Genomic DNA, 23,718 nt, shown 5'->3' on the forward strand with positions numbered 1-23,718 from the left:
CTTTCAGAAAGCTTGCCGAGCGAAGTGTTTCGAGACCAATGGCTCGAAACCGAGTAAGGGAACCGCGCAGCGGCAAGTTTTCGCGGCAATAGCGGTAGCGCCTGAAACGTAGCCAGCGAGCGATAGCGCGCAGTTAAAAAGCGCGGGTGTCCAGAGGGCGCGCGCGTTAACGCGCCCTTTGGGCCAGTTTGGGCGGCGAGCCCAAGGTTTTGACCTTAAAGCCAGTTTGGGTGGCAACCCAAGGTCTTGACCTGAGCTGAGTGATAACAGCTTTTGAAAAACCAAATTTAGCTAATCCGCAGCGGGTTCAGGGCTGCCAGCCCGAATCACTCACCAAGTTTAGAAAACCGCCTCTGGCTGTCAGCCTCAAATAACTGCATCCGTGCAGTATCAATCTGCACCCAAACTCTGTCCCCCGGTGCGGCACCGGATCTCACCATGCTGTAAACACTCAGCCGTTCGCCACCGAAAGTACCGTGGATAAGCTCACTCAGTCCGGTGGGTTCGATGAGCGTGACGTCCAGAGGAACCGCGCCAGGCGCGCCCTGTTCGCACAAGACAATGGCTTCGGGGCGCACGCCGTAGGTAACTTCTGCGCCACTTTTCAGGTTCGTAATCTGCGGGTCAACCGGCAACGTCTGGCTGGCATTGATGCGCAGCTGCGGCGCGGAATCGCCCAGTTCGATTGTGCCGTTAATGAAGTTCATTGAGGGCGAACCGATGAAGCTGGCGACGAATTTATTGGCGGGCGTGTCATAGAGTTCCAGCGGTGTGCCAACCTGCTGGATGACGCCGTGGTTGAGCACCACGATGCGGTCGGCAAGCGTCATGGCTTCGACCTGATCGTGGGTGACGTAAACAATGGTGTTGCGCATGCGCTGGTGCAGGCTTTTGATTTCAATGCGCATCTGCCCGCGAAGCTGAGCGTCAAGGTTGGACAACGGTTCATCGAACAGGAAAACCTGGGGTTCGCGCACGATCGCCCTGCCCATTGCCACGCGCTGACGCTGGCCGCCGGAAAGCTCTTTCGGACGACGGTGCAACAGCGCCGTCAGTCCGAGAATATCCGCCGCTTTGTTCACGGCCGCGTCGATTTCGGCTTTCGGGCGTTTTTGCACTTCAAGACTGAAACCCATATTCCGCGCGACAGTCATGTGCGGATACAGCGCGTAGCTCTGAAACACCATCGAGATATCACGGTCTTTTGGCGCAACCTGATTCATCAGGCGCGTGCCGATGTGAATGTCCCCCGCCGTCGCCAGTTCCAGCCCGGCGATGGTGCGCAGCAACGTGGATTTTCCGCAGCCCGAAGGCCCGACTAACACCACAAATTCGCCGTCCTGAATCGTCAGGTTGATATGACGCAACACTTCGACATTTTCGTAACGTTTTTGAAGATCGGAAATCGTAATCTGAGCCATAAAATTATCCTTTAACCGCGCCAGCCGTCAGCCCCTGAACCAGGTAACGCTGAATGAATGCAAAGAAAAGACAGGCAGGGATCAGCGCCAGTACCGCCGCCGCCATCATGTCGCCCCAGGAAACCGCGAATTTCGACACAAAACTGAGCAGCCCGACCGGGAAGGTCATCACCTCGTTTTTGTTGATGAGCATCAGCGAGAACAGCAGTTCGCTCCACGCGGCAGTAAACACAAACCCCAGCGTGGCGGCCATCCCCGGCAGCGTCAGCGGTATAATGACTTTGCGCAGCGCCATAAAACGGCTGCACCCTTCGAGCATCGCCGACTCCTCCAGATCTTTCGGAATACTGTCGAAAAACGACTGCATCAGAAAAGTGGCGAACGGCACGTTGAACGCCGTGTAAATCAGGATCAGCCCCAGCAGGCTGTTGGTCAGTCCGAGCGGAGCCATCACTTTGTAAATCGGCGCGAGGATCATCACCAGCGGAAACATCTGCGTGAACAGCAGCAGTGCCGCCATCACGGTTTTGCCGCGAAAGCTGAAGCGCGAAAACGCAAAACCTGCACCGGCGGCGATTACAGTCGTCAGAAATGCCGTGCCGAATGACACAATCAGGCTGTTAAAGAAATACAGCGGAAACTGGCTTTCGGTAAATACTCGCTGGAAATGCACGAGCGTCAGTTCACTGGGCCACATCCGCACGCCTTCGCTGTAGAGCAGTTTGTCCGGCGTGAACGAAATCTTGATCAGCCAGTAAATCGGAAACAGCGCGAACAGCAGGTAAAAGAGGATCCCCAGCCGGTGTCCGCCTTTGCGGAGCCATAAATTTAATGACAGTGCGTTCATCGGGTTCTCCTTATTTCAACAACTGGTGACGGATACGCAGTAAAACCAGCGCGTACAGCGTCATCAGAACCAGCAGGAATACCGCCATCGCCGAGGCATAGCCAAAGTCGAGTTTCCGGTAGGCCGTGGTGAAAATGAAACTCGACAGAATCGACGTCGAATTCGCCGGGCCGCCGTCGGTCATGACCACAATCAGGTCGGCAAAATTGGCAATCCAGATGGTGCGCAGCATGACGGTAATCGCGATCATCGGTGCCAGAAACGGCAGCGTGACTTTGCGGAACTGCTGCCAGCCGGATGCGCCGTCCATCGCCGCCGCTTCATACAAATCTTTCGGAATCGACTGCAACGCCGCCAGCAGCGTGATGGCAAAAAACGGGATGCCGAACCAGACATTCGCCAGCACCGGGCCGTAAAGCGCCAGCGTCGGGTCTGACAAAATGTTGTAAGGCTCAGAAATGATGTGCAAATCCGTCAGCCAGTATGGCAGCACGCCGATCACCGGATTCAACAACCACGCCCAGGTCAGGCCGGAAAGAAACGCGGGCACCGCCCACGGCAGGAACACCAGCGCCTGCACCCAGCGGCGGCCGGGGAATTCACGGTTGAGCAGCAGCGCCAGACCGAGCCCCAGCGCGAACTGTAAAACCAGCGACGTGGCCGTCCAGTTGAAGGTGTGGCGCAGCGCGGCGTAAAAATGCCGGTCATCAAACATTGTGCGAAAGTTATCAAGCCCGACCCAGCCAGTATCAAACGGGTTAAGCAGCTGAATATTCTGGAAAGCATAAGAAATGCCGATCGCCATCGGTACAAAAATAAACAGGCCAATCAGCACCATCGTCGGGCTGAGATAAACCCAGGGTTCAAGCAGCGCCCGCAAACGGGGAAAGCGTGGCGCGGCAGCGGTGTCTGGCGGTGAAACTTCCAACATCATGACGCGTCTCCAGTTGTAAAAGATGGTAACTCCGGCACCGCGTGCCGGAGCCGCATGCTTATTTCTGCGTAGCCAGCCACGCCTTTTGTTCTTTGGTCAGGTATTTCGCCCAGTCTTTCACCATGCTTTCTGTGTCGTTCTGGCCGAGCAGCGTTTCCTGCGAGCTGTCTTTTACAATCACCGAGTTGAAGTAACCCCAGCCTTTAAGATGCGTCGGCATAGTCAGCGGGATGTAATCCGGGCTGTTAAGCTCGGCAAACCAGCCGGCGAACTGCGGGGCGTGGTAATACGCGTCCTGCTCCGCACCTTTGTAAATCGGCAGCGTGCCGACGAACTTCGACCACGTCAGGTTGTTTTCTTTATTACTGAGGAAGGAAATCAGATCCCAGCTTTGATCCTGATTTTTGCCCTGTTTGAACATCGACCAGCCGGTGTAACCGATGGTCGGATAGGCTTTGCCGTTCGGCCCGAGCGGCATCGGCGCGACCGAGAAATCGTCCGGGTTCATGCTGTTTTTGATGGCGATCAGCGCGTCCGGATCCTGATCGAGCATTGCGCATTTCCCGGAATAGAAGCCGGAGACTATTTCGTTAAAACCCCAGTTCACACTGTCTTTCGGCGCGTAACCTTTCTGGTACATGTCCACCAGGAACTGCGCCCCTTTAATTGCGCCCGGATGCGTCAGCGTGCTGTTACCGTCTTTGTCGAAAAAGTCCGGCGAGCCGTTCATCGCTGCCATAAACATCATCCAGGCGTTGGTGCCGCCGACGCCGCCGCGCATGCAATATCCGCTGATGCCGTTGCCCAGCGCACTGATTTTCTTCGCATCGGCCATGAATTCGTCCATGGTTTTCGGCGCGTCAGTCAGCCCGGCCTGCTGGAAGAGTTTTTTGTTCCAGAACATCGCCCGCAGATAGAAACCGTAAGGGATCATGGTCGCCGTGCCGCCGGAAGATCGCGCCATTGTCAGCGTTTTATCGGTCAGATCCGGCGTACCGCTCCAGCTTTTGAGGCGCGGCTCAAGATCGGCCAGCATCCCGTTGCTGGCGTACAAACCCTGCCAGGTGTCAGGCATTTCCACGACGTCCGGATATTGCCCGCTCTGAATCATCGTGCCGAGCTTTTCAAACGCCTGCCCCCAAGGCAGTGACACCACTTCAATCTCGACATCAGGATGTTGCGCCTTGTACGCGGTCAACATTTTTTGCAGCATTTCGGTACGCGCCGGGCTGGTGATCACTTCCACCAGTGTCAGTTTGGTGGCGGCAAAACCGGCACAGGAAAACAGGCTGACGCTGAGGGCCAGCGCGCTGAGCAAAGCATGACGTTTCGGGTGTCGCATAATCTTGGTTCTCCACGGAGCTAAGGGTCGGATCACAGGAACAGTCGTTGTTGTTTTAACCGGGTTCAGGAACAGGCGTTTTCGATGGCGTTTTTCAGGTCGCGCCACAGATCGCCGGTGTCTTCAAGGCCGATAGAAATGCGGATCACACGTGGCGATACGCCAAAATCAATCGCCGAGTTAAATTCGCCCGCCTGATTCAGCACGGAAATGGCGGGCATCACCAGGCTTTCAAAACCGCCCCAGCTCACGCCCATCCGGAACAATTTCAGCGCGTTACAGAATGTCGGAATGTCGATGCCTTCGCTGAGTTCGAATGAAAAAAGGCCGCTGTAGCCGGTCAGCGTGGACGTCGGCAACGGGTCTAAACCGGGATGATTAACCTGCGTAATGCGCGAATAGCCCTGTAACCGTCGCGCCAGTTCCAGCGCACTTTCGTGATGCTGACGCATACGTAGCGGCAAAGTCCGTAGGCCGCGCAGCAACAGCCAGGCTTCGTTGGCCGACAGTTTTCCGCCTAAAAACGGGCTGATGTGACGGGTAATCGCGCCAATACGCTCCTGGCTTGAGATGACCAGACCGGCTACGACGTCGCTGTGTCCGCTGATGTATTTGGATGCGGAATGGATCACCAGATCGATACCGGCCGCCAGCGGTTTCTGGAAAACCGGCGATGCCCAGCTGTTGTCGATCATCGTGATCACGCCGTATTTTTTAGCCAGTGCGGCAATCGCTTTCAGATTCTGCTCGCCCATCACCCAGCTGTTCGGGCTTTCCAGATACAGCAGTTTCGCGCCCTGAATCGCCTCTTCCAGTGCAGGAAGTGAACTGCCATCCACAAACTGAGCTTCAATCTGAAAACGGGTGCAGAACCCGCGCAGGAAGCGGTAGGTATCCGGGTAAACGTGATTTACGCACACCACTTTGTCGCCCGGCCCGGCCACGCTCAGAATGGAATTACTGATCGCCGCCATGCCGCTGCCGAAAGCCAGACAGGCTTCGCCGCCCTCCAGTTCCGCGACCTTTTTCTGCAATTCCACCACCGTCGGGTTATCGACGCGGGAATACAGCGCGTGATCACTGTCTCCGCGAAAACGGGCGATCATGCTGTCATAATCGGTGAAACTGAATAACGACGACTGGTAAATCGGCGGTGAAATCGCGCCGCGATCATGGCGTCCGTCGTGGACTAAACGGGTGTATTCGTGCAACTCATCGTGCGGGCTTTTATCATCTTGCTGCATTGATCACTTCCTTCATGTCACGTTCAGTTATGTTCAGAATGTCGTTGCTCAGCCTGCGTGCAGTTTCCGGCTCGCGCCGCGCAATGGCTTCAAATAAGGTCCGGTGCAGCGGAAAAGAGTCGCTGAACAGCGCCTGTTCCGGCGGAGATTCAAAAAAGGCGTGGAGTAAGTCGTAGATCCCGCCGACCATTTGCAGCAGCAGCGGATTGTGCGCGGCGGTGTAAATCGCGGCGTGAAACTGCCAGTCTTCGGCTCCGGCGGAACCGACACTCAGATGTACTTTTTCCATCACATCGAGCTTTTGTTCGATGAACAGCAAATCGCTTTCCGTCGCCCTGACCGCCGCCAGCGCCGAGGCTTCACATTCAATAATCCGGCGGACTTCCAGCGCGTGAAGCATGGTGGCGGAGTCGTTTTTAAAGCGCAGGGACAGAAAGCTATCGTTAGCGGTGACCTCAGATTGCAGGAAAGTGCCGCTGCCTTTTTTTCGCACGATAATGCCCAGCGCTTCCCAACGTTTCAGCGCCTCACGGACGGTATTGCGGCTCACCGCCAGCCCTTCCGCCAGCACGCGTTCGGGCGGCAATTTTTCACCCACGCGGGTGCCGGACTGCGCCACATAGCGGGTCAGCGCATCAAGCACCAGCGTGTCACTTTGCTGAGGAGCAATCGGGTGCAGCAAATTCAGTTCACCGTGCATACCGTGCATATTGTTCTCCGCACATCGGCCGGAATTGGCCCAACAACTCAACCTGTGGACCACTTTGCAATTTGTTTGCCAGTTTTTGGATAACGCGCTAACCCGATGATTTTTAGACAAATAGCGTATTTAGGCACCGGTCCAGGTAATAAAACCGCGATCGCCGTGGTGCAAAAACCACCGGTTTTGTTACGTCGCTATGCAGGATTTGTTCAGACATGTAGCACGCAATGGATTGACGCTCGGTAGCGCAAATGATAATTGTTATCATGTAAATTCATTTCATCAGGCAGGTTTGTATGACCACGAACACTGACCGCACGTCCGTCGCCACCGTTTGTATTGTTGGCGGCGGCCCTGCCGGATTAATGCTGGGCTACCTGCTGGCCCGTCAGGGAATTGACGTGACGGTGCTGGAAAAACACCTGGATTTTCTGCGTGATTTTCGCGGCGACACCATCCACCCTTCGACACTGGACATCATCTGTCAACTGGGTTTTCTCGATGAGTTTCTCGCCCTGCCGCATCAGCGCGCAGAGAAGCTTTACGGCGAAATCAACGGCAGAGAAACCACGCTGGCGGATTTCACTCATCTGCCGACGCAGTGCAAATTCATCGCTTTTATGCCGCAATGGGATTTTCTGAATTTCATCGCCAGCAAAGCCGCGCTGCTGCCAAATTTCCGGCTGATTCACAATGCGCAGGTGCTTTCGCTGCGGGAGAATAAATCTCACGTAACCGGCGTTCTGGCGGACGTTAACGGCGAAACGCAGCATTTCGACGCCGATCTGGTGGTGGGTTGTGATGGCAGAAATTCGATAGTGCGCGAGCAGGCCGGCATGGAAATCCGCCGTTTCGGCGCACCGCGTGACGTGCTGTGGCTGAAAATCAATAAACGCCCGGACGACCCGAAGTGGTCGATGGGGCATCGCGGGCCGAAGAAAAACTTCATCATGATCAACCGCGGCGATTACTGGCAGTGCGGTTATTCGATTCCAAAAGACAGCCTCGACGCGCTCAAAGCACGTGGCATCCCGCCTTTTCTGGATTTGCTGACCGAGGTCTCACCATTTGAGCGTGAGCGTCTGGGCGAAGACATTCAAAGCTGGGACGACGTGCGCCTGCTGGTGATCCGCATCGACCGCCTCAAAGAATGGGCCAAACCCGGCCTGCTGTGCATCGGCGACGCCGCCCACGCGATGTCCCCGATTGGCGGCGTCGGCGTAAATCTGGCGATTCAGGATGCCGTGGCGACCGCAAATATTATCGCGCAACCGCTGAAGTCCGGGCGTCTGACACTCCGCCACCTGAAACGCATCCAGCGGCGACGGACTTTCCCGACGTGGGCAACGCAGACGTTACAGATTATGATCAGCAAAGTCGGTCAAAAACCCCGCAAGCGCGCCCCTTCACGGCTTGAAATCTGGCTACGGGGGAGGAAGTTTATTCCCTTCTTGTTCGGACGGCTGATCGGAGTCGGGTTTTATCGGGAGATCCCGAAACTGTGAGCGTAAGCCTTTTGGGAAAAGGCTTTAAAACTTTTTGAAAAGATGAAAATTTCGGTTTTTCAATAACTGTGATCACTTAACGAGCTGCGCAGAAACCGCCAAAGAGGGAGGAAAGCGCCTCCCTCTTTGATCTCCCACGCATTTTTCACTGCGCGCTATCGCTCGCTGGCACTGTTTCAGAAGCCGCAATTATTGCCGCGAAAACTTGCCGCTGCGCGGTTCCCTTACTCGGTTTCGAGCCACAGGTCTCGAAACGCTTCGCTCGGCAAGCTTTCTGAAAGCGGCCGGAGGCTTATCTAAATTCAAAGGCATTTTGAATAACAATTAGTGGTGAGGTTGCGAATTAGAAAGTCACTGGCCGCTATCAAAACGACGTTGAGAGAGTGGTGAGAAACAGCGAGAGTCTKTTTTCGAGCAGGTTCGAACCCGAAGCGAAAGWACCGCGCAGCGGCGGCGTTTGCGGCACTAACCGGCGTTGCTGAAACAGTGCCAGCGAGCGATAGCGCGCAGTGAAAGAGCCCGGGATTCTCAAGGGGCGCGGCGACAGGCGCTCCTTGAGGCCAGTTTGGGTGGCAACCCAAGGTTTTGACCTTAAGCCAGCTTGGGCCGCAACCCAGGCTCCTGACCCGAGCGAGCACCGCAAAAACCGTCTCGTGATGTCGGTCATACATCACAAATATCAATCCTCTCCCCTATTTCATCACCGATAATTGATAAGCGTCATTACGCCGGACCGGTTAATTGTTCAAAGTGCCCGCCTTTCACTTGGATCCAAATTTAATCTCGGGGAATACATGTATGACAGAGTTATTGATAGGTCTGGTGGTCGCCGTGTTTGTCGGGCGGTACATCATCAAGGGATATTCGCCAACCGGCGTACTGATGGTTGGCGGTTTATTACTGCTGATTATCAGTGCCTTAATGGGCCACAGCGTGTTGCCGGAAGGCACGAAGAGCACCGGCTGGAACGCCACGGATATCGTGGAATACGTCAAAATCCTGCTGATGAGCCGCGGTGGCGATCTCGGGATGATGATCATGATGCTGTGCGGTTTTGCGGCGTACATGACACACATCGGTGCTAACGACGTGGTGGTCAAACTCGCATCACGTCCGCTACAGATGATTAACTCGCCATACATTCTGATGGTCGCGGCCTATATTCTTGCGTGTCTGATGTCGCTGGCGGTGTCTTCCGCAACCGGTCTCGGCGTACTGCTGATGGCGACGCTGTTCCCGATTATGGTGAACGTCGGGATCAGCCGCGGCGCGGCGGCGGCGATTTGTGCGTCTCCGGCGGCCATTATTCTTTCCCCGACGTCCGGCGATGTGGTGCTGGCGGCGCAGGCGGCCAACATGCCGCTGGTCGATTTTGCCTTCAAAGTCACCCTGCCGATTTCAATTGCCGCCATTGTGGCGATGGCCGTCGCGCATTTCTTCTGGCAGCGTTATCTGGATAAACGCGATACCGCCGTGGTAGATAGCGTGGATTCCAACAAAGATGACGTCATTGAAACCAATGCCCCGGCGTTTTACGCCATTTTGCCTTTCACGCCGATTATCGGGGTGCTGATTTTTGACGGTAAATGGGGGCCGAATCTGCACATCATTACCATCCTGGTGATTTGTATGTTGCTGACTGCGCTGATTGAAACGGTGCGAAACCGCAACGGGAAAGCCGTATTTGCCGGGCTGGACGTGGCGTACCGCGGCATGGCGGATGCGTTTGCTAACGTCGTGATGCTGCTGGTGGCAGCAGGCGTTTTCGCGCAGGGTCTGAGCACCGTCGGCTTTATCAGCAGCCTGATCGGGCTGGCGCAAAACTTCGGTTCCGGCAGCATTATTATGATGCTGGTGCTGGTCACCATCACCGTTCTGGCGGCCATGACCACCGGCTCAGGCAATGCATCGTTTTATGCGTTCGTGGAACTTATCCCGAAACTGGCGGCGAAAATGGGCATCAACCCGGAATATCTGGTGATCCCGATGTTGCAGGCGTCTAACCTCGGCCGCACCATTTCACCGGTCTCCGGCGTCGTGGTTGCCGTAGCGGGTATGGCAAAAATCTCCCCGTTCGAAGTGGTAAAGCGCACCTCCGTGCCGGTTCTTGTCGGGCTGATAGTGGTTATTGTCGCCACAGAAATTCTGGTTCCTGTTCACTAATTCCCTTCTGCCAATCTATCCATCAATATCCCCTTAAAAAATGAAGGGGATATTGATCACATAAATACGATAACGAGAATTACCCTCACAGGTTAAGCTACTGCGCCTTGAAGGTCGGGGAAAACGCCCCGTCTGAGTGATGGCGAAATCCGCGTAATATAGGCTTTTTATGTCGAATAATCCGGGCTACAAACGAATCGGCGGGTGGTTACTGGCCCCGATGGCGTATCTGATTGTCACGCTGCTGAGCGTTGTATTAATGCTGTTCCTGTTTTCAATGGCCATATTTATGCCGGAATCACGCGAATATTTAATCACCAATTCGCAGGCTTTTACGCTGCAATGGTATTTCTCGGTGGTGACCACATTAGCGATGGGGTTATTTACCGTTGCGGTTCTCTGGCAATTTTGTAAGCGTGCCAGAGCGTTACCCAAAATGTATATTATCTGGTTGCTGTGTACGGTATTGCTGGCGGTAAAAGCCTTTGCATTCTCGCCGGTTACCGATGATCTGGCCGTGCGTAACTTGCTGTTACCCTTATTGGCTGCTGCGGTGTTTGTGCCTTATTTCAAGCGCTCACTGCGGGTGAAAGAAACCTTCACGGAATAACCCTGAAGTTTTAATGTTTATTATGTCCGGGCAATTCTCATGACCTCTTACTTATTACTGTTTGTCGGCACCATGCTGGTGAATAACTTTGTTCTGGTGAAGTTCCTCGGACTTTGCCCGTTTATGGGCGTGTCCAAAAAACTGGAATCCGCCATCGGCATGGGCCTGGCGACCACGTTCGTGATCACCTTGTCGAATATCTGTTCGTGGATGGTCAACACCTTCATTCTGATGCCGCTGGGCCTGGTGTATCTGCGCACCATGGCATTCATTCTGGTGATCGCCGTCGTCGTGCAGTTCACCGAAATGGTCGTGCGCAAAACCAGCCCGTCGCTGTATCGCCTGCTGGGTATTTTCCTGCCGCTTATCACCACCAACTGCGCCGTGCTCGGCGTGGCGCTGCTTAACATCAACCAGCAGCTGAATTTCATGCAGTCCGCGCTCTACGGTTTCGCCGCCTCACTCGGCTTCTCGCTGGTGATGGTGTTGTTTGCCGCCATTCGTGAGCGTCTGGTTGTCGCTGACGTGCCTGCACCCTTCAAAGGTTCTTCGATTGCGCTGGTCACGGCGGGCCTGATGTCACTGGCCTTTATGGGCTTCACGGGTCTGGTGAAATTCTGATGTTTGAATTATGGGTAGCGATTGGCGCGGTGACCGCACTGGCACTGGTTTTTGGCCTGCTGCTGGGTTACGCATCGCGTCGTTTTGCCGTTGAAGGCAACCCTGTTGTCGATCAGATTGACGATATCCTGCCGCAAAGCCAGTGTGCGCAATGCGGTTATCCCGGCTGTAAACCTTACGCCGAAGCCGTGGCCAATGGCGACAACATCAACAAATGTGTGCCGGGCGGCGAAGCGGTCATGCTCAAGCTGGCCACCCTGCTCAACGTCGAGCCACAGCCGATGGGCGAAGACGTCGCCGCCGCCGTACCGGTGCGTAAAGTGGCGTACATCGACGAAAGCAACTGTATCGGCTGCACCAAATGCATTCAGGCCTGCCCGGTCGATGCGATTGTGGGCGCGACCCGCGCCGTGCACACCGTAATTACGGATTTATGTACCGGCTGTGATCTGTGCGTCGCGCCGTGTCCGACGGACTGCATCGAAATGCTGCCGATCAAAACCACCACCGCAAACTGGAAGTGGGATTTGCAATCCATTCCGGTTCAGGTCATCCATGCGGAGTAACATGTTTAATCTGTTTGCCGCGCTCAAAAAAGACAAAGTCTGGGACTTCGACGGCGGTATTCATCCGCCGGAAATGAAGACACAGTCGAGCCACGTTCCGCTGCGCAACGTGCCGTTGCCTGAGCGCTTTATCATTCCCCTTCAGCAGCATCTTGGCCCTGAGGGCGAGCTGTGTGTAAAAGCCGGTGACCGGGTTTTAAAGGGCCAGCCGCTGACGACAGGCCGTGGCCGCACCGTGCCGGTCCACGCACCGACATCGGGCGTGATTACCGCCATCGAACCGCACATTACCGCGCACCCTTCCGGCCTGAAAGAACTCTGCGTTCTGATTGAAGCCGATGGTCAGGACACCTGGTGCGAACGCGACATTGTGGCCGATTACCGCCAGCTTTCCGCCGGGGATCTGAACCAGCGCATCAGCCAGGCCGGTATCGCCGGATTGGGCGGCGCAGGTTTCCCGACTGCCAGCAAACTCGCAGGCGGCCTGACGTCCACGCGCACGCTGATCCTCAACGCCGCCGAATGCGAGCCTTACATTACCGCCGATGACCGGCTTATGCAGGAACACGCGGATCAGATCCTCGAAGGCACGCGAATTCTCTGCCATATGCTCAGCCCGGAACGCGTTCTCATCGGCATTGAAGACAATAAACCGGAAGCCATTGCGGCGTTTAAAACCGCAATTAAAGCCACTGCTCAGCAGGATCTGGCTAACGGTATCCGCTTCGAACTGCGCGTGGTGCCGACCAAGTATCCGTCCGGCGGTGCCAAACAGCTGACCAAAATTCTGACCGGCCTCGAAGTGCCGAAAGGTCATCACTCGTCGTCAATCGGCGTGCTGATGCAAAACGTCGGGACGGTTTACGCGATCAAACGCGCGATCCTCGACGGCGAACCGCTGATCGAACGTGTCGTGACGCTGACCGGCGAAGCGATGGCGAAACCCGGCAACGTCTGGGCGCGTCTGGGCACGCCGGTTTCGCATCTGATGCAGGAAGGCGCATTACAGCCGCAGGGCGATAAAAAGATGGTGATCATGGGCGGGCCACTGATGGGCTTTACCCTGCCGTCGCTCGATGTGCCGGTCGTTAAGATTTCCAACTGCCTGCTGGCTCCGTCCGAATCGGAACTCGGCCAGCCTGAGCCGGAAGAAGCCTGTATCCGTTGCAGTCTGTGCGCGGAATCCTGCCCGGCAGGTTTACTGCCGCAGCAGCTTTACTGGTTCAGCCGAGGCGAAGAACACGAAAAAGCGCGCAACCATAACCTGTTCGATTGCATCGAATGCGGCGCCTGTGCGTACGTTTGCCCGAGCAACATTCCGCTGGTGCAATATTATCGTCAGGAAAAGGCCGAAATCCGCGCCATCGACAGCGAAACCGCACGTGCGACCGAAGCCAAAGCGCGTTTCGAAGCCAAACAGGCGCGTATGGAACGCGACAAAATCGCCCGTGAAGAGAAACACCAGAAAGCCGCCGTGAAGCTGAGCGAAACGCCGGCTGACGACGCGCCGGTCGCCGAAGCCACGGCTGAAACGGCGGAAGTGGATCCGCGTCAGGCCGCACTGGCCGCCGCCATTGCCCGCGCTAAAGCCAAAAAAGCGGCTGCCGCACAGGAAATCCCGGTCGCGTCTGAACCGGTGCCTGAAACACCGCCGACCGCTGAAGACGATCGCAAAGCCGCCGTGGCTGCCGCTATCGCCCGGGTAAAAGCGAAGAAAGCGGGAAATGGCGTGGTGGTGGAAGCCACCGACAGCGTGCTGAATGTTACTCCGCCAGCGCCGGCAGAAGACGACCGCAAGGCCGCCGTAGCCGCAGCGATTGCCCGCGTGAAAGCGAAGAAAGCCGCCGCCGCGCAGGCCAATACTGACGAAAGCGTGACAACGTCACCGGCTGAACCTTCTGCTGACGACAAACGTAAAGCCGCGGTTGCCGCCGCCATTGCCCGTGCGAAAGCTAAAAAAGCGGCGGCGCAGAGTGACGCCGAAGAGTCCGCTGCGGACAACGGCGCATCTTCAGAATCAGACACAACACAACAAGAAAGCGATCCACGCAAAGCCGCCGTGGCTGCTGCGATCGCCCGAGTTAAGGCCCGTAAAGCCGCTCAGACAATGTCGAACGAGGAATAGATGGCCTTCAGGATCGCAAGTTCACCTTTTACACATAACCGCCAAAATACCAGCACCATCATGATGATGGTGATTCTGGCGTGTATCCCGGGTCTGATCGCTCAGATTTGGTTTTTCGGCTACGGAACACTGGTTCAGCTCGCACTGGCTATCGTGATTGCTTTACTGGCGGAAGGTGCGGTTTTACAGCTGCGCAAACAGCCGGTAAAAAAACGTCTGGGCGATAACAGTGCCCTGCTGACGGCTATTTTGATCGGCATCAGCCTGCCGCCGCTCGGCCCGTGGTGGATGGTGGTGCTTGGCACGTTTTTCGCCATCATCATCGCCAAACAGCTGTATGGCGGTCTGGGGCAAAACCCGTTTAACCCGGCGATGGTGGGTTATGTCGTGCTGCTGATTTCGTTCCCGGTGCAGATGACCACCTGGCTGCCGCCGGACGCGCTGCAACATCATCACGTCAGCTTCACCGATACGCTGCTGACCATTTTCACCGGCCACAGCGGGCAGGATCTGACCGCCTATCAGTTGCAGATGAACGTGGATGGTGTGACGCAGGCGACGCCGCTGGATGCATTTAAAACCGGCTTACGCTCCGGCCATACCGCCGATCAGATTCTGGCAACACCGCTGTTTGGCGGCACGCTGGCGGGTCTGGGCTGGCAGTGGATTAACCTCGGTTTTCTGGCCGGTGGCCTGTTCCTGATGTGGCGAAAAATCATCAGCTGGCACATTCCGGTGGCGATGCTCGGGATGCTGGCGTTCTGCGCCGCCATCGCCTGGGGTCTGGCACCGGAAAGCTATTCTTCACCGCTGGTCGGCCTGTTCTCCGGTGCGACCATGCTCGGTGCCTTCTTTATCGCCACCGACCCGGTCACGGCGTCCACCACGCCAAAAGGCCGCCTGGTATTCGGTGCATTAATTGGTTTGCTGGTGTGGCTTATCCGCACGTACGGCGGGTATCCTGACGGCGTGGCTTTTGCCGTTTTACTGGCCAACATTACCGTGCCGCTGATTGACCACTACACGCAACCACGTGTTTACGGGCATCGCTGAGGAAGAATTATGTTAGCTACAATGCGACGCCACGGCCTGATTCTGGCTTTCTTTGGCGCACTGATGACCGGCATGACCGCCATCGTAAACCTGCTGACCAAGCCGACGATTGAACATCAGGCGCTGTTACAGCAAAAAACGTTGTTTGATCAGGTGATCCCGGCCAGCGTTTACGATAACAACATGCAGGACGAATGTTACAACGTCACCGATGAATCCCTCGGTACCGCTACGCCGCACCGCATGTATCTGGCGCGCAAAGGCGGTGAACCGGTGGCTGCCGTGGTGGAAACCACCGCGCCGGACGGTTATTCCGGCGCAATCCAGCTGCTGGTCGCCGCTGATTTTCATGGCAAAGTCTACGGTTCCCGCGTGCTCGAACAACATGAAACGCCGGGGTTGGGTGACAAAATTGAAGTGCGTATTTCTGACTGGATCAAGCATTTCGCCAACGAAACCGTGAACGGCGCCAGCGACCCGCGCTGGGCTGTGAAGAAAGATGGCGGCGTGTTTGATCAGTTTACCGGCGCGACCATTACCCCGCGCGCTGTCGTGCGTTCGGTAAAACGCACGGCGTTATTTATCGGGACGGTGCCGTCTCAGCTTTCCCACCTCACCCCTTGTGGAGCCCGTGATGAGTGAAGCCAGAAAGATAATCGTTCAGGGTCTGTGGACCAATAACTCCTCGCTGGTCCAGCTGCTGGGGCTTTGCCCGCTGCTGGCCGTGACGTCCACCGCGACTAACGCCTTAGGTTTGGGGCTGGCCACCACGCTGGTGCTGACCTGTACTAACGGCATGATTTCCGCATTCCGTAAGTGGATCCCGGATGAAATCCGTATTCCGATTTACGTGCTGATCATTGCATCGGTGGTCAGTACCGTTGAAATGCTGATCAATGCGTATGCCTTTGGTTTGTATCAGGCGCTGGGGATTTTCATCCCGCTGATTGTGACCAACTGTGTGGTGGTCGGTCGCGCGGAAGCCTGCGCCGCGACCAGCCCGGTGCATCTGGCAGCGCTGGACGGCGCCATGACCGGCCTCGGGGCGACGTGCGCAATGTTCGTCCTCGGTTCGATGCGTGAAATTCTCGGCAGCGGCGTGTTGTTTAACGGCGCAGATTTGCTGCTTGGCGGCTGGGCGAAAGTGCTGCGCGTTGAAGTGATTCATCTGGATAACCCTTTCCTGCTGGCGATGCTGCCGCCGGGCGCGTTTATCGGATTGGGCCTGCTGCTGGCGGCTAAATACCTGATTGATCAGCGCATGAAAGCGCGAAAAGCGGCGCAACACGTTGCCGCCGAAGACAGTTTGCCGAAGGGAAGTGTTCATGAATAAGGAAAAGCGCATTGAGATCCTCAGCCGTTTGCGGGACAACAACCCGCATCCCACGACCGAACTGGTTTACACCACGCCGTTCGAGCTGCTGATTTCGGTGTTACTTTCCGCGCAGGCCACGGACGTCAGCGTGAATAAAGCGACCGCGAAACTGTATCCGGTCGCCAACACGCCGGAGTCCGTTCTGGCGCTCGGCGTGGACGGTGTGAAGGAATACATCAAAACCATCGGCCTGTTTAATTCGAAAGCCGAAAACGTCATCAAAACCTGCCGGATTTTGCTGGAAAAACACAACGGCGAAGTGCCGGAAGACCGCGCCGCGCTGGAAGCCCTGCCGGGCGTCGGGCGTAAAACCGCCAACGTGGTGCTCAATACCGCCTTCGGCTGGCCCACCATTGCCGTCGATACGCATATTTTCCGGGTCTGTAACCGGACGAAATTCGCGCCAGGTAAGACCGTCGATGACGTGGAAGAAAAACTCCTTAAAGTCGTACCCGCCGAGTTTAAGCTCGATTGCCATCACTGGTTTATCCTGCACGGGCGCTATACGTGCATTGCGAGGAAGCCGCGGTGCGGATCGTGTTTGATTGAAGATTTGTGTGAGAGTAAAGAGAAGGTATATGCGGAGTGAAAGGGAGATCCCTTTGACCCCGTTTTATTTTCAATTGCAACTTCAATCTTAAATTCAAATTAAAATCAAGACCTTGGGTTGCCACCCAAACGGGATTTTAACGGGATCGAGAAAGTTTCGGTTTCTCAATTGCGGTGATCACTTAGCGCACTACGCCGAAACCGCCAAAGAGGGAGGAAAGCGCCTCCCTCTTTGATCTCCCACGCTTTTTTTACTCCGCGCTATCGCTGGGCCGATGGACATGTTCTGGAACATCAGCGTGTGGCGCGAAATCTTGCCGCTGCGCGGTCCCTTCCCTACGGGCTTCGAGCCTTGCGGTCTCGAACCCTCGGTCAGCAAAATTTCTGAGCGCGCCATCTCACCATTCAAAAGAATCGCTTCTGATGCTTCTTCGTTTTTCAAAATAATGAATGGCATGGCAAGGTTGCGAACTAAAAAGCCAGTGGCCGCATTCAGAAAGCTTGCTGAATGAGTGTTTCGAGACCTTAGGCTCGAAGACCGAAATGAAGGGACCGCGCAGCGGCAAGTTTTCGCGGCAATAGCCGGAGTGGCTGAAACACAGCCAGCAAGCGACAGCGCGCAGTTAAAAAAGCGCGGGTGTCCAGAGGGCGCGCGCTTACGCGCCCTTTGGGCCAGTTTGGGCGGCGAGCCCAAGGTTTTGAATTTGAATTTGAATTTGAAGTAAAAAGCCGCCATTGCAGCGGCCTCTGCAATCATCAGATGAATGATTTCGCCTGCTTCAGCACCACATCACATGCTTTGGTTTTCACTTTCTCTTTCACCTGCGTCAGCCCGCTCCCGAGATTATTCAGGTCAACGCTCTGATCTTTACCGGTTTTCAGCAACCCACCCAGCCCCTGCTGGTAGTCCTTGCTTTCAGCGCCGGAAGCACTCTGGATCCCCAGTTTGTTCAGCAGCTGATCTTTCACGTTTTCTGTGCTGGCTTTGGAAAGTACGTTGTTTTTCACGCAATACTGCAATACACCGGCGACGTTGGTCGCGCTGGTGGAAGTCAGCGCTTTATCGCCGCCGTTAAGCAGTGAAGTCAGTGATGATGTGGTTCCCGTCCCTGAGGTTGTTCCCGCACTGTTCAGGCCGTCGGTGGCTGCCTGTTGCAGTTGTCCCAGCAGATTATTTGATGCCTGTGCGGAGGCTGCCACTAACAGGCTGCCCGCGACGATTGCCAGAACGCCAGCTTTTAATGCTTTCATGTGCTACTCCATTCATTTCACTTATATATTGCGGGAAAGCTTGGTCTTAAATGATGAATTCATCAATAGGAAAATGGGAGATAAACCGGCAATGCCGGTTTTATTTGATCGTCGACGGGGGTTTAAGCGGATGCTGCTGCGTCAGCCACAGACCGGCGGCGGTGAAGAAATGCTGTGCCAGCGCCGTCGCCCTGCCCGGTTCGGCCACCACCAATGCTGCGTGGCGGGTCATCGGCGTGATGTCCAGCGGGCAGCGTTTCAGCGCCGGATGCATTTCATCAATCAGATGCCCGCTCGGCACCAGCGCACAGCCAATGCCGACAAACACGCCCTGCATCAGCTGAAATATCGAGGTGCTTTCCAGACGCGGATGCAGTTCCAGCCCGGCCTGACGGAAAAAATTATCCAGATACCGGCGGAAATAACGGCTCGGCTCGGACAAACACAAAGGCAACGCCGCGGCCTGTTCGGCGGTCATCAGCCCGACATTGTCCAGCTCAGGGAAATGGTCCGGGTGATACACCACGTCCACGCCGCCGTCATCAAGCGACACCAGCTGGAAACGCAGTTCATTGAGGGTCGAAAATTCGAAAAAGCCGATACCGACATCCACGGAATGGCTGCTCAGCGCTTCAATCAGCTGATCGGCGCTGACTTCCGAGACGCGGTAATCCAGCCCCGGATGCGCCTGGCTCACCGCTTTGATCAGTTGCGCCAGCGAAACGCTGCACTGCGGCATAACACCGATGCGTAACGTCCCGCTCATGCCTTGTTTGAGAGATTCCACCTCCAGCTTAAGGCCTTCGTAAACCGCCACGATTTCGCGCGCCCAGCTCAGCACCCGCAGGCCTTCGGCGGTGAATCCTTCGAAGTTGTTACCCCGGTTGATCAGGTTCAGCCCGAGTTCTTTTTCAAGGTTTTTGAGCCGCATCGACAGCGTCGGCTGGCTGACAAAACTGGCTTCCGCCGCCCGCCCGAAATGACGTTCCCGTTCAAGATTGCACAAATAAATAAGCTGTTTGATGTCCATTTTATTGAATATTCATTGAGTTACAGTGATTAATTCAGAACACAATGTGAACGGAATTGCCCGCGGAAAGCGACTTCCCGGATGATGCATACCGCATGATATCCCACATTCACGAAATTTGTTTTTCGGGATACGCGGGAAATCATGCCGGAATCACATTTGATTACTTTATAACTCGCAGCTTATTCATAAGAGCAGATTATTCAATAAAGACCGGGCGCTTTTCGCGCAGCGACTTCAGCCCTTCTCTGACCAGAATCAGCGCCATTTTCCCGTCGTGACCGGTGACCTGCGTTTCGGTGTCGTGACGAATGGCGTCGATAAAGGCTTCGGCTTCGCGTACATAGGCTTCCTGATATAACTTCGTCCAGGACGGCATGGATTGCGCCTGAATGGTTTTGTCGCGCGTCACCACCTCCACGTTATTACTGTTCTGGCGGCCAACTTTGACAATGCCGTGCGTGCCAAGAATTTCCGCGCGGGCATCGTAGCCGTACTGAACGTACTGCGCGCCGTCGATCATGCCGATGATACCGTTGGTGAACTGCATCATGACCGCGCAGGTGTCGTAATAATCGGGGTATTCCGCGGCTTTTTCCGGTGAACGGAAATTATGGCCGATGACGTGGATCATGCTCACTTCGGCTCCGGCGTACCACCTGAGCGTATCGAGATCGTGGCTGTTCACTTCGGCAACCGGCCCGCCACTTTTGGCAATATCGAACATCCACTCTTTAGGCTCGCTCGGGCCATGCGTCAGTGATTTCAGTAACGTCACTTCGCCGACGGTTTTATTTTCAATCACCTCTTTGCCCGTTTTAAAATTCTCATCAAAACGGCGCATAAAACCCAACTGTAATTTGACGTTATATTCCCGGCATGCGTCGATCATGTCGTTGCATTCTTCTTCCGTTCCGGCCATCGGCTTTTCGCAGAAAATATGTTTTCCGGCTTTCGCGGCGGCAACCACAATATCACGGTGTAAATGCGTTGGCGTTACCACTACAATGGCGTCGATGCTTTCGTTATTCAGGGCTTCGCGATAATCGGTGTATTGATATTCCACCTGAAGTTCTTTCTGTACTTCCGCCAGATTTTCCGCGTCGGGATCGCATATTGCCATTAACCGGGCATGACGGAGATTGCCGTTATAATTCCGGGCATGAATCATCCCCGCGCGGCCACAGCCAATCAGACACACATTAATCATTTTATTCATTTTCAGCCTCAGTCAGGGCATATTTCGTTATTTACCGGCCTGCATGACAGGCCGGTTTTCTGAATGCTATTTCGCGGCGATGAGTTCATTAACGATTTTTATTCCGGCAGAACTGCCCAGACGCGTCGCGCCCGCGTCAATCATGGCAAGCGCGTCGCTCAGTGTGCGAATTCCGCCCGCAGCTTTAACCTGAACGTGTTCGCCCGCGTGTTCTTTCATTAATCTGACGTGTTCAGTGGTTGCGCCCGCCGTGCCGAATCCGGTGGAGGTTTTAACAAAGCCCGGTTTCACTTCTGAGGCGATTTTTGCCACGTTGATAATCTCTTCTGTCGTCAGGTAACAGGTTTCGAAAATGACTTTCGACACAATCCCGGCTTTATTGGCAACAGCCACCAGTGCCGCCATTTCTGCTCTGATATAGGCGTAGTCATGCTCTTTGACTTTGCCGACATTGAGCAGGTAATCGAATTCCTGGGCGCCATTATTCACGGCGTCCTGTGCTTCAAACACTTTAGCGGCGATGGTCATCTGGCCCAGCGGGAAACCGATCGCCGCGCCGGTCAGCACCGGTGAACCTTTCAGCATTTCGCGGCAGGTGGCGACCGGCCAGGAGTTGATGGCGACAGAAGCAAAACCGTATTCTTTCGCTTCATCACACAGTTTTTGGAAATCATCTTTGGTCGCATACGCATGAAGATTGGTATGGTCAAAGAATGCAGCCAGTTTTTCAGCAGAGTATTTCATTTTCTATTCCTTAATCAGGTTTCAGTATTCAGGGAATTGCCTGCCGGCAAATAAATTCATGGGTTACGATGACAATAAGTTCAGCCCGCCTCTTCCACCAGCGTGGATAAATAATGACTCAGTATTTCACTGGCCTCTTTTTCCTGTTCGCCTTCGCAGAGTAAAGTAATCGTCGAATCATGTACGATGCCCAGTTTCATCAGCGCCAGCATACTTCTGCCATCGGCTGCTTTTTCTTTATTCACCAGACTAACGTTGCAGTTGAATTTCTTCGCCATTTTCGAAAATGTTGCACAAGGACGACTGTGAAATCCCATGGGGTTAATAAAACGTATTTTCGATGCAATCATAACGTTCTGTTTCCTTATTAATCAGATTAAACAGTCAGCGCGGATTTATTAAATTTAGCCTTGCGATATAACCCGTAAATAATGCCGCCGGTCAGTCCGCCGCTGAGAATAGCGATTACCCAAAGTAAACCGTGCGTGACGAGCGGAAGAATAATCAGCCCGCCGTGCGGGGCGGGCACCGCGACTTTAAAGAAGAACGTCAGCGTGGCACCGATCGACGCACTCAGCATGAGTATCGGGATCACACGCAGCGGATCTTTTGCGGCAAAGGGGATCGCGCCTTCGGCAATAAATGTCGCGCTGAGAATAAAGTTCACCAGCCCGGCGGCCTGCTCTTCTTTTTCGAAATACTTTCTGAACATCACGGTCGCAAAGGCAATCACCAGCGGCGGCACCATGCTGGCGGTCATGACGCCGGCCATAAATAATGCGTTGCCCTGCTCGGCCAGCAACATCGTACCGGTAACATACGCGGCTTTATTTACCGGGCCGCCGAGGTCAAACGCGCTCATACAGCCAATCACAATGCCGAGCAATAACGGGTTCGCGTGTTCCAGCCCGGCCAGCCACACCATCATGCCTTTATTTAAGGCCGCGATGGTCGAACCGGCATAAAGCATGAAGACGCCGACCACCAGAACGCCAATCAGCGGCATCAGAAAGATGGACTTGAAACCTTCCAGCGAACGGGGAAATGAACGGGTGATGTGCAGCATCCATTTCATGAAATAACCGGCGAAAAAGCCCGCGATAATGCCACCAAGAAAGCCCGCGCCGATGTCAGTCGCCAGCAGGCCGCCGACGAATCCGGCCACAAAACCGGGGCGATTCGAAATGGAGTACGCGATAAACGCGGTAAAGACCGGCACCATTAATGAAAACGAGAGTTTGCCGAGTTTAAACAGGCTGGCGGCAATCGGGTTGTATTGCGCGCTGGTCGGGTCAAAAGAGTAAATGCCCCAGAAGAAGGAAATGGCGATTAAGACGCCGCCTGCGACCACAAACGGCAACATGTTCGACACGCCGTTCATCAGGGAGATATAAACCGACCGCCCGACACCCTGACGCTCTGCTTTTTCGGCGGCAGGTTTTTCATGATCAGGCGTTGCGGGTTGTTCGTTCCGGTAAACGTCTTCTTCACCGGCCATCGCCCTGCCCACCAGTTCAGTGGCTTTTTTGACGCCGTGGCCGACCGATGCGCGGATTAACGGCTTGCCGTCGAAGCGTGCCATTTCCACCGCTTTGTCGGACGCCAGAATCACCATATCGGCCCGGGCGATTTCTTCTGCCGTCAGCGCGTTTTCAATGCCCACGGCCCCGTTGGTTTCAACGCGGATCCCCGCACCGGCTTTTTCAACGGCCTTTTTCAGCGCGGCTTCCGCCATAAACGTATGGGCGATCCCCGTCGGACATCCCGTTACTGCGACAAAAAACTTTTCTCTGGTCGACATGATTCTGGCTCCATAAAGAGTGACTTTTCCGGCCTGTCATTTATTGCTGATTCACTCTGTTGATTATCGTTTTCTATCGATATCAGATGAATTCAGGCCAGAACAGAACGTGAAGAGGTTAATCAACGTAACGGGTCATGATTTCAATGACCTGCGCTTTATCCTTCACCGCAGCAATCTGGTCACGGAAATTATCTTCCATAATCGCGCCCGCGAGTTTCATCAGGATCCTGATATGTTCATCACCTGCGCTTTCTTCCGGCACGGCAATCATGAAGACGTACTGCGCCTGGTCATCTTCTTCGGCATCCCATAAAACCGGCTTCGCCAGCCGGGCAAAGGCAACGACCGGCAACGCAACCGCGTCGCTCTTGCCGTGCGGGATGGCGAAGTCGTGGCCGACTGCCGTTGAGAACTCAACTTCTCTTTTACGGATGGCCGCCATGAAGTGTTCGAAACCACCCGGTTTCAGGCACCCGGTCGCTTCGATCTTTTTGCCCATCTGCCGCAGAACGTCGTCTTTATCCTCAACGTCCAGACGCAACATTACGGTGTCTTCTGAAATAATCCTCATACTGGCTTTCCCTTTTGTTGTTAATTGTCGTTTATTATCGT

24 protein-coding genes are annotated in these 23,718 nt (G+C 55.0%); 10 read left to right on the forward strand and 14 right to left on the reverse strand.

Going from position 1 to position 23,718, the window contains the following annotated elements:
- Positions 1-326 precede the first annotated feature (326 nt).
- From KWG64_RS04025 to KWG64_RS04050, 6 genes are all read right to left on the reverse strand, one after another.
- Positions 327-1,421: an ABC transporter ATP-binding protein gene (locus KWG64_RS04025; RefSeq protein ID WP_218521000.1), complete on the reverse strand. Its 1,095-nt coding sequence runs from the start codon at positions 1,419-1,421 to the stop codon at positions 327-329.
- Positions 1,422-1,425: 4 nt separating this feature from the next.
- On the reverse strand, positions 1,426-2,268 hold the full coding sequence (locus tag KWG64_RS04030) for a carbohydrate ABC transporter permease (protein ID WP_218521001.1): 843 nt from the start codon (positions 2,266-2,268) through the stop codon (positions 1,426-1,428).
- Positions 2,269-2,278: 10 nt separating this feature from the next.
- Positions 2,279-3,202, reverse strand: a complete 924-nt coding sequence (locus KWG64_RS04035) for a carbohydrate ABC transporter permease (protein ID WP_101078854.1) — start codon at positions 3,200-3,202, stop codon at positions 2,279-2,281.
- A gap of 58 nt (positions 3,203-3,260) precedes the next feature.
- Positions 3,261-4,544: a sugar ABC transporter substrate-binding protein gene (locus KWG64_RS04040; protein ID WP_218521002.1), complete on the reverse strand. Its 1,284-nt coding sequence runs from the start codon at positions 4,542-4,544 to the stop codon at positions 3,261-3,263.
- A gap of 65 nt (positions 4,545-4,609) precedes the next feature.
- A complete protein-coding gene (locus tag KWG64_RS04045) occupies positions 4,610-5,788 on the reverse strand; it encodes an aminotransferase class I/II-fold pyridoxal phosphate-dependent enzyme (RefSeq protein WP_218521003.1) in 1,179 nt (392 codons plus the stop codon).
- Positions 5,775-6,488 (reverse strand): FadR/GntR family transcriptional regulator, encoded by a 714-nt coding sequence (locus tag KWG64_RS04050; RefSeq protein ID WP_101078857.1) that lies wholly within the window; start codon positions 6,486-6,488, stop codon positions 5,775-5,777. Before KWG64_RS04050 ends, KWG64_RS04045 begins: the two co-directional genes overlap by 14 nt.
- 299 nt (positions 6,489-6,787) lie before the next feature.
- On the opposite strand from KWG64_RS04050, the gene KWG64_RS04055 reads away from it, so the two are divergent.
- The 10 genes from KWG64_RS04055 (at position 6,788) to nth (ending at position 17,098) form a co-directional block, all read left to right on the forward strand.
- Complete coding sequence (locus KWG64_RS04055) at positions 6,788-7,996, forward strand: FAD-dependent oxidoreductase (protein ID WP_218521004.1); 1,209 nt, start codon at positions 6,788-6,790, stop codon at positions 7,994-7,996.
- Between the two features lie 798 nt (positions 7,997-8,794).
- Positions 8,795-10,159 (forward strand): anaerobic C4-dicarboxylate transporter DcuC, encoded by a 1,365-nt coding sequence (dcuC, locus tag KWG64_RS04060; protein ID WP_218521005.1) that lies wholly within the window; start codon positions 8,795-8,797, stop codon positions 10,157-10,159.
- A 169-nt stretch (positions 10,160-10,328) separates the two neighbouring features.
- Positions 10,329-10,769, forward strand: coding sequence for a DUF2569 domain-containing protein (locus tag KWG64_RS04065; RefSeq protein ID WP_152326145.1), 441 nt, complete (start codon positions 10,329-10,331; stop codon positions 10,767-10,769).
- A gap of 39 nt (positions 10,770-10,808) precedes the next feature.
- Positions 10,809-11,390, forward strand: coding sequence for an electron transport complex subunit RsxA (gene rsxA / locus KWG64_RS04070; RefSeq protein ID WP_101078861.1), 582 nt, complete (start codon positions 10,809-10,811; stop codon positions 11,388-11,390).
- Positions 11,390-11,956: an electron transport complex subunit RsxB gene (gene rsxB, locus KWG64_RS04075; protein WP_218521006.1), complete on the forward strand. Its 567-nt coding sequence runs from the start codon at positions 11,390-11,392 to the stop codon at positions 11,954-11,956. Before rsxA ends, rsxB begins: the two co-directional genes overlap by 1 nt.
- A 1-nt stretch (position 11,957) precedes the next feature.
- Positions 11,958-14,081, forward strand: a complete 2,124-nt coding sequence (gene rsxC / locus KWG64_RS04080) for an electron transport complex subunit RsxC (protein WP_218521007.1) — start codon at positions 11,958-11,960, stop codon at positions 14,079-14,081.
- A complete protein-coding gene (gene rsxD / locus KWG64_RS04085) occupies positions 14,082-15,134 on the forward strand; it encodes an electron transport complex subunit RsxD (RefSeq protein ID WP_101078864.1) in 1,053 nt (350 codons plus the stop codon). It begins immediately after the preceding gene.
- Positions 15,135-15,143: 9 nt separating this feature from the next.
- Positions 15,144-15,776, forward strand: coding sequence for an electron transport complex subunit RsxG (gene rsxG / locus KWG64_RS04090; protein WP_218521008.1), 633 nt, complete (start codon positions 15,144-15,146; stop codon positions 15,774-15,776).
- Complete coding sequence (locus KWG64_RS04095; RefSeq protein ID WP_195816497.1) at positions 15,769-16,467, forward strand: electron transport complex subunit E; 699 nt, start codon at positions 15,769-15,771, stop codon at positions 16,465-16,467. The genes rsxG and KWG64_RS04095 overlap by 8 nt, the downstream gene beginning before the upstream one ends.
- Positions 16,460-17,098, forward strand: a complete 639-nt coding sequence (gene nth / locus KWG64_RS04100) for an endonuclease III (RefSeq protein ID WP_101078867.1) — start codon at positions 16,460-16,462, stop codon at positions 17,096-17,098. The genes KWG64_RS04095 and nth overlap by 8 nt, the downstream gene beginning before the upstream one ends.
- A 150-nt stretch (positions 17,099-17,248) precedes the next feature.
- On the opposite strand, the gene KWG64_RS04105 is transcribed toward nth, so the two are convergent.
- From KWG64_RS04105 to KWG64_RS04140, 8 genes are all read right to left on the reverse strand, one after another.
- Positions 17,249-17,815, reverse strand: a complete 567-nt coding sequence (locus tag KWG64_RS04105; RefSeq protein ID WP_218521009.1) for a hypothetical protein — start codon at positions 17,813-17,815, stop codon at positions 17,249-17,251.
- The gene (locus KWG64_RS04110) at positions 17,815-18,309 is read right to left on the reverse strand and encodes a DUF2501 domain-containing protein (RefSeq protein ID WP_101078869.1); all 495 of its coding nucleotides are present in this window, start codon (positions 18,307-18,309) and stop codon (positions 17,815-17,817) included. The genes KWG64_RS04105 and KWG64_RS04110 overlap by 1 nt, the downstream gene beginning before the upstream one ends.
- Before the next feature lie 100 nt (positions 18,310-18,409).
- Positions 18,410-19,339 carry a LysR family transcriptional regulator gene (locus tag KWG64_RS04115; RefSeq protein ID WP_218521010.1) on the reverse strand — a complete coding sequence of 310 codons (930 nt, stop codon included), beginning with the start codon at positions 19,337-19,339 and terminating at the stop codon, positions 18,410-18,412.
- A gap of 199 nt (positions 19,340-19,538) precedes the next feature.
- On the reverse strand, positions 19,539-20,558 hold the full coding sequence (locus KWG64_RS04120) for a Gfo/Idh/MocA family oxidoreductase (RefSeq protein ID WP_218521011.1): 1,020 nt from the start codon (positions 20,556-20,558) through the stop codon (positions 19,539-19,541).
- A 66-nt stretch (positions 20,559-20,624) separates the two neighbouring features.
- On the reverse strand, positions 20,625-21,302 hold the full coding sequence (gene deoC / locus KWG64_RS04125) for a deoxyribose-phosphate aldolase (protein ID WP_195825908.1): 678 nt from the start codon (positions 21,300-21,302) through the stop codon (positions 20,625-20,627).
- 80 nt (positions 21,303-21,382) lie between these two features.
- Positions 21,383-21,652 carry an HPr family phosphocarrier protein gene (locus KWG64_RS04130; protein ID WP_195815881.1) on the reverse strand — a complete coding sequence of 90 codons (270 nt, stop codon included), beginning with the start codon at positions 21,650-21,652 and terminating at the stop codon, positions 21,383-21,385.
- Positions 21,653-21,678: 26 nt separating this feature from the next.
- Positions 21,679-23,103: a PTS fructose transporter subunit IIC gene (locus KWG64_RS04135; RefSeq protein ID WP_218521012.1), complete on the reverse strand. Its 1,425-nt coding sequence runs from the start codon at positions 23,101-23,103 to the stop codon at positions 21,679-21,681.
- Positions 23,104-23,221: 118 nt separating this feature from the next.
- On the reverse strand, positions 23,222-23,677 hold the full coding sequence (locus KWG64_RS04140; RefSeq protein WP_218521013.1) for a PTS sugar transporter subunit IIA: 456 nt from the start codon (positions 23,675-23,677) through the stop codon (positions 23,222-23,224).
- Between the last annotated feature and the right edge of the window lie 41 nt (positions 23,678-23,718).

The organism is Rahnella sp. PD12R (genome assembly GCF_019200965.1).
In the GTDB taxonomy this organism is placed as follows: domain Bacteria; phylum Pseudomonadota; class Gammaproteobacteria; order Enterobacterales; family Enterobacteriaceae; genus Rahnella; species Rahnella laticis.

Coding starts and splice junctions, on each gene's coding strand:
- KWG64_RS04025 (WP_218521000.1), bottom strand. CDS start 1,421: ATGGCTCAGATTACGATTTCCGATCTTCAAAAACGTTACGAAAATGTC.
- KWG64_RS04030 (WP_218521001.1), bottom strand. CDS start 2,268: ATGAACGCACTGTCATTAAATTTATGGCTCCGCAAAGGCGGACACCGG.
- KWG64_RS04035 (WP_101078854.1), bottom strand. CDS start 3,202: ATGATGTTGGAAGTTTCACCGCCAGACACCGCTGCCGCGCCACGCTTT.
- KWG64_RS04040 (WP_218521002.1), bottom strand. CDS start 4,544: ATGCGACACCCGAAACGTCATGCTTTGCTCAGCGCGCTGGCCCTCAGC.
- KWG64_RS04045 (WP_218521003.1), bottom strand. CDS start 5,788: ATGCAGCAAGATGATAAAAGCCCGCACGATGAGTTGCACGAATACACC.
- KWG64_RS04050 (WP_101078857.1), bottom strand. CDS start 6,488: ATGCACGGTGAACTGAATTTGCTGCACCCGATTGCTCCTCAGCAAAGT.
- KWG64_RS04055 (WP_218521004.1), top strand. CDS start 6,788: ATGACCACGAACACTGACCGCACGTCCGTCGCCACCGTTTGTATTGTT.
- dcuC (WP_218521005.1), top strand. CDS start 8,795: ATGACAGAGTTATTGATAGGTCTGGTGGTCGCCGTGTTTGTCGGGCGG.
- KWG64_RS04065 (WP_152326145.1), top strand. CDS start 10,329: ATGTCGAATAATCCGGGCTACAAACGAATCGGCGGGTGGTTACTGGCC.
- rsxA (WP_101078861.1), top strand. CDS start 10,809: ATGACCTCTTACTTATTACTGTTTGTCGGCACCATGCTGGTGAATAAC.
- rsxB (WP_218521006.1), top strand. CDS start 11,390: ATGTTTGAATTATGGGTAGCGATTGGCGCGGTGACCGCACTGGCACTG.
- rsxC (WP_218521007.1), top strand. CDS start 11,958: ATGTTTAATCTGTTTGCCGCGCTCAAAAAAGACAAAGTCTGGGACTTC.
- rsxD (WP_101078864.1), top strand. CDS start 14,082: ATGGCCTTCAGGATCGCAAGTTCACCTTTTACACATAACCGCCAAAAT.
- rsxG (WP_218521008.1), top strand. CDS start 15,144: ATGTTAGCTACAATGCGACGCCACGGCCTGATTCTGGCTTTCTTTGGC.
- KWG64_RS04095 (WP_195816497.1), top strand. CDS start 15,769: ATGAGTGAAGCCAGAAAGATAATCGTTCAGGGTCTGTGGACCAATAAC.
- nth (WP_101078867.1), top strand. CDS start 16,460: ATGAATAAGGAAAAGCGCATTGAGATCCTCAGCCGTTTGCGGGACAAC.
- KWG64_RS04105 (WP_218521009.1), bottom strand. CDS start 17,815: ATGATTGCAGAGGCCGCTGCAATGGCGGCTTTTTACTTCAAATTCAAA.
- KWG64_RS04110 (WP_101078869.1), bottom strand. CDS start 18,309: ATGAAAGCATTAAAAGCTGGCGTTCTGGCAATCGTCGCGGGCAGCCTG.
- KWG64_RS04115 (WP_218521010.1), bottom strand. CDS start 19,339: ATGGACATCAAACAGCTTATTTATTTGTGCAATCTTGAACGGGAACGT.
- KWG64_RS04120 (WP_218521011.1), bottom strand. CDS start 20,558: ATGAATAAAATGATTAATGTGTGTCTGATTGGCTGTGGCCGCGCGGGG.
- deoC (WP_195825908.1), bottom strand. CDS start 21,302: ATGAAATACTCTGCTGAAAAACTGGCTGCATTCTTTGACCATACCAAT.
- KWG64_RS04130 (WP_195815881.1), bottom strand. CDS start 21,652: ATGATTGCATCGAAAATACGTTTTATTAACCCCATGGGATTTCACAGT.
- KWG64_RS04135 (WP_218521012.1), bottom strand. CDS start 23,103: ATGTCGACCAGAGAAAAGTTTTTTGTCGCAGTAACGGGATGTCCGACG.
- KWG64_RS04140 (WP_218521013.1), bottom strand. CDS start 23,677: ATGAGGATTATTTCAGAAGACACCGTAATGTTGCGTCTGGACGTTGAG.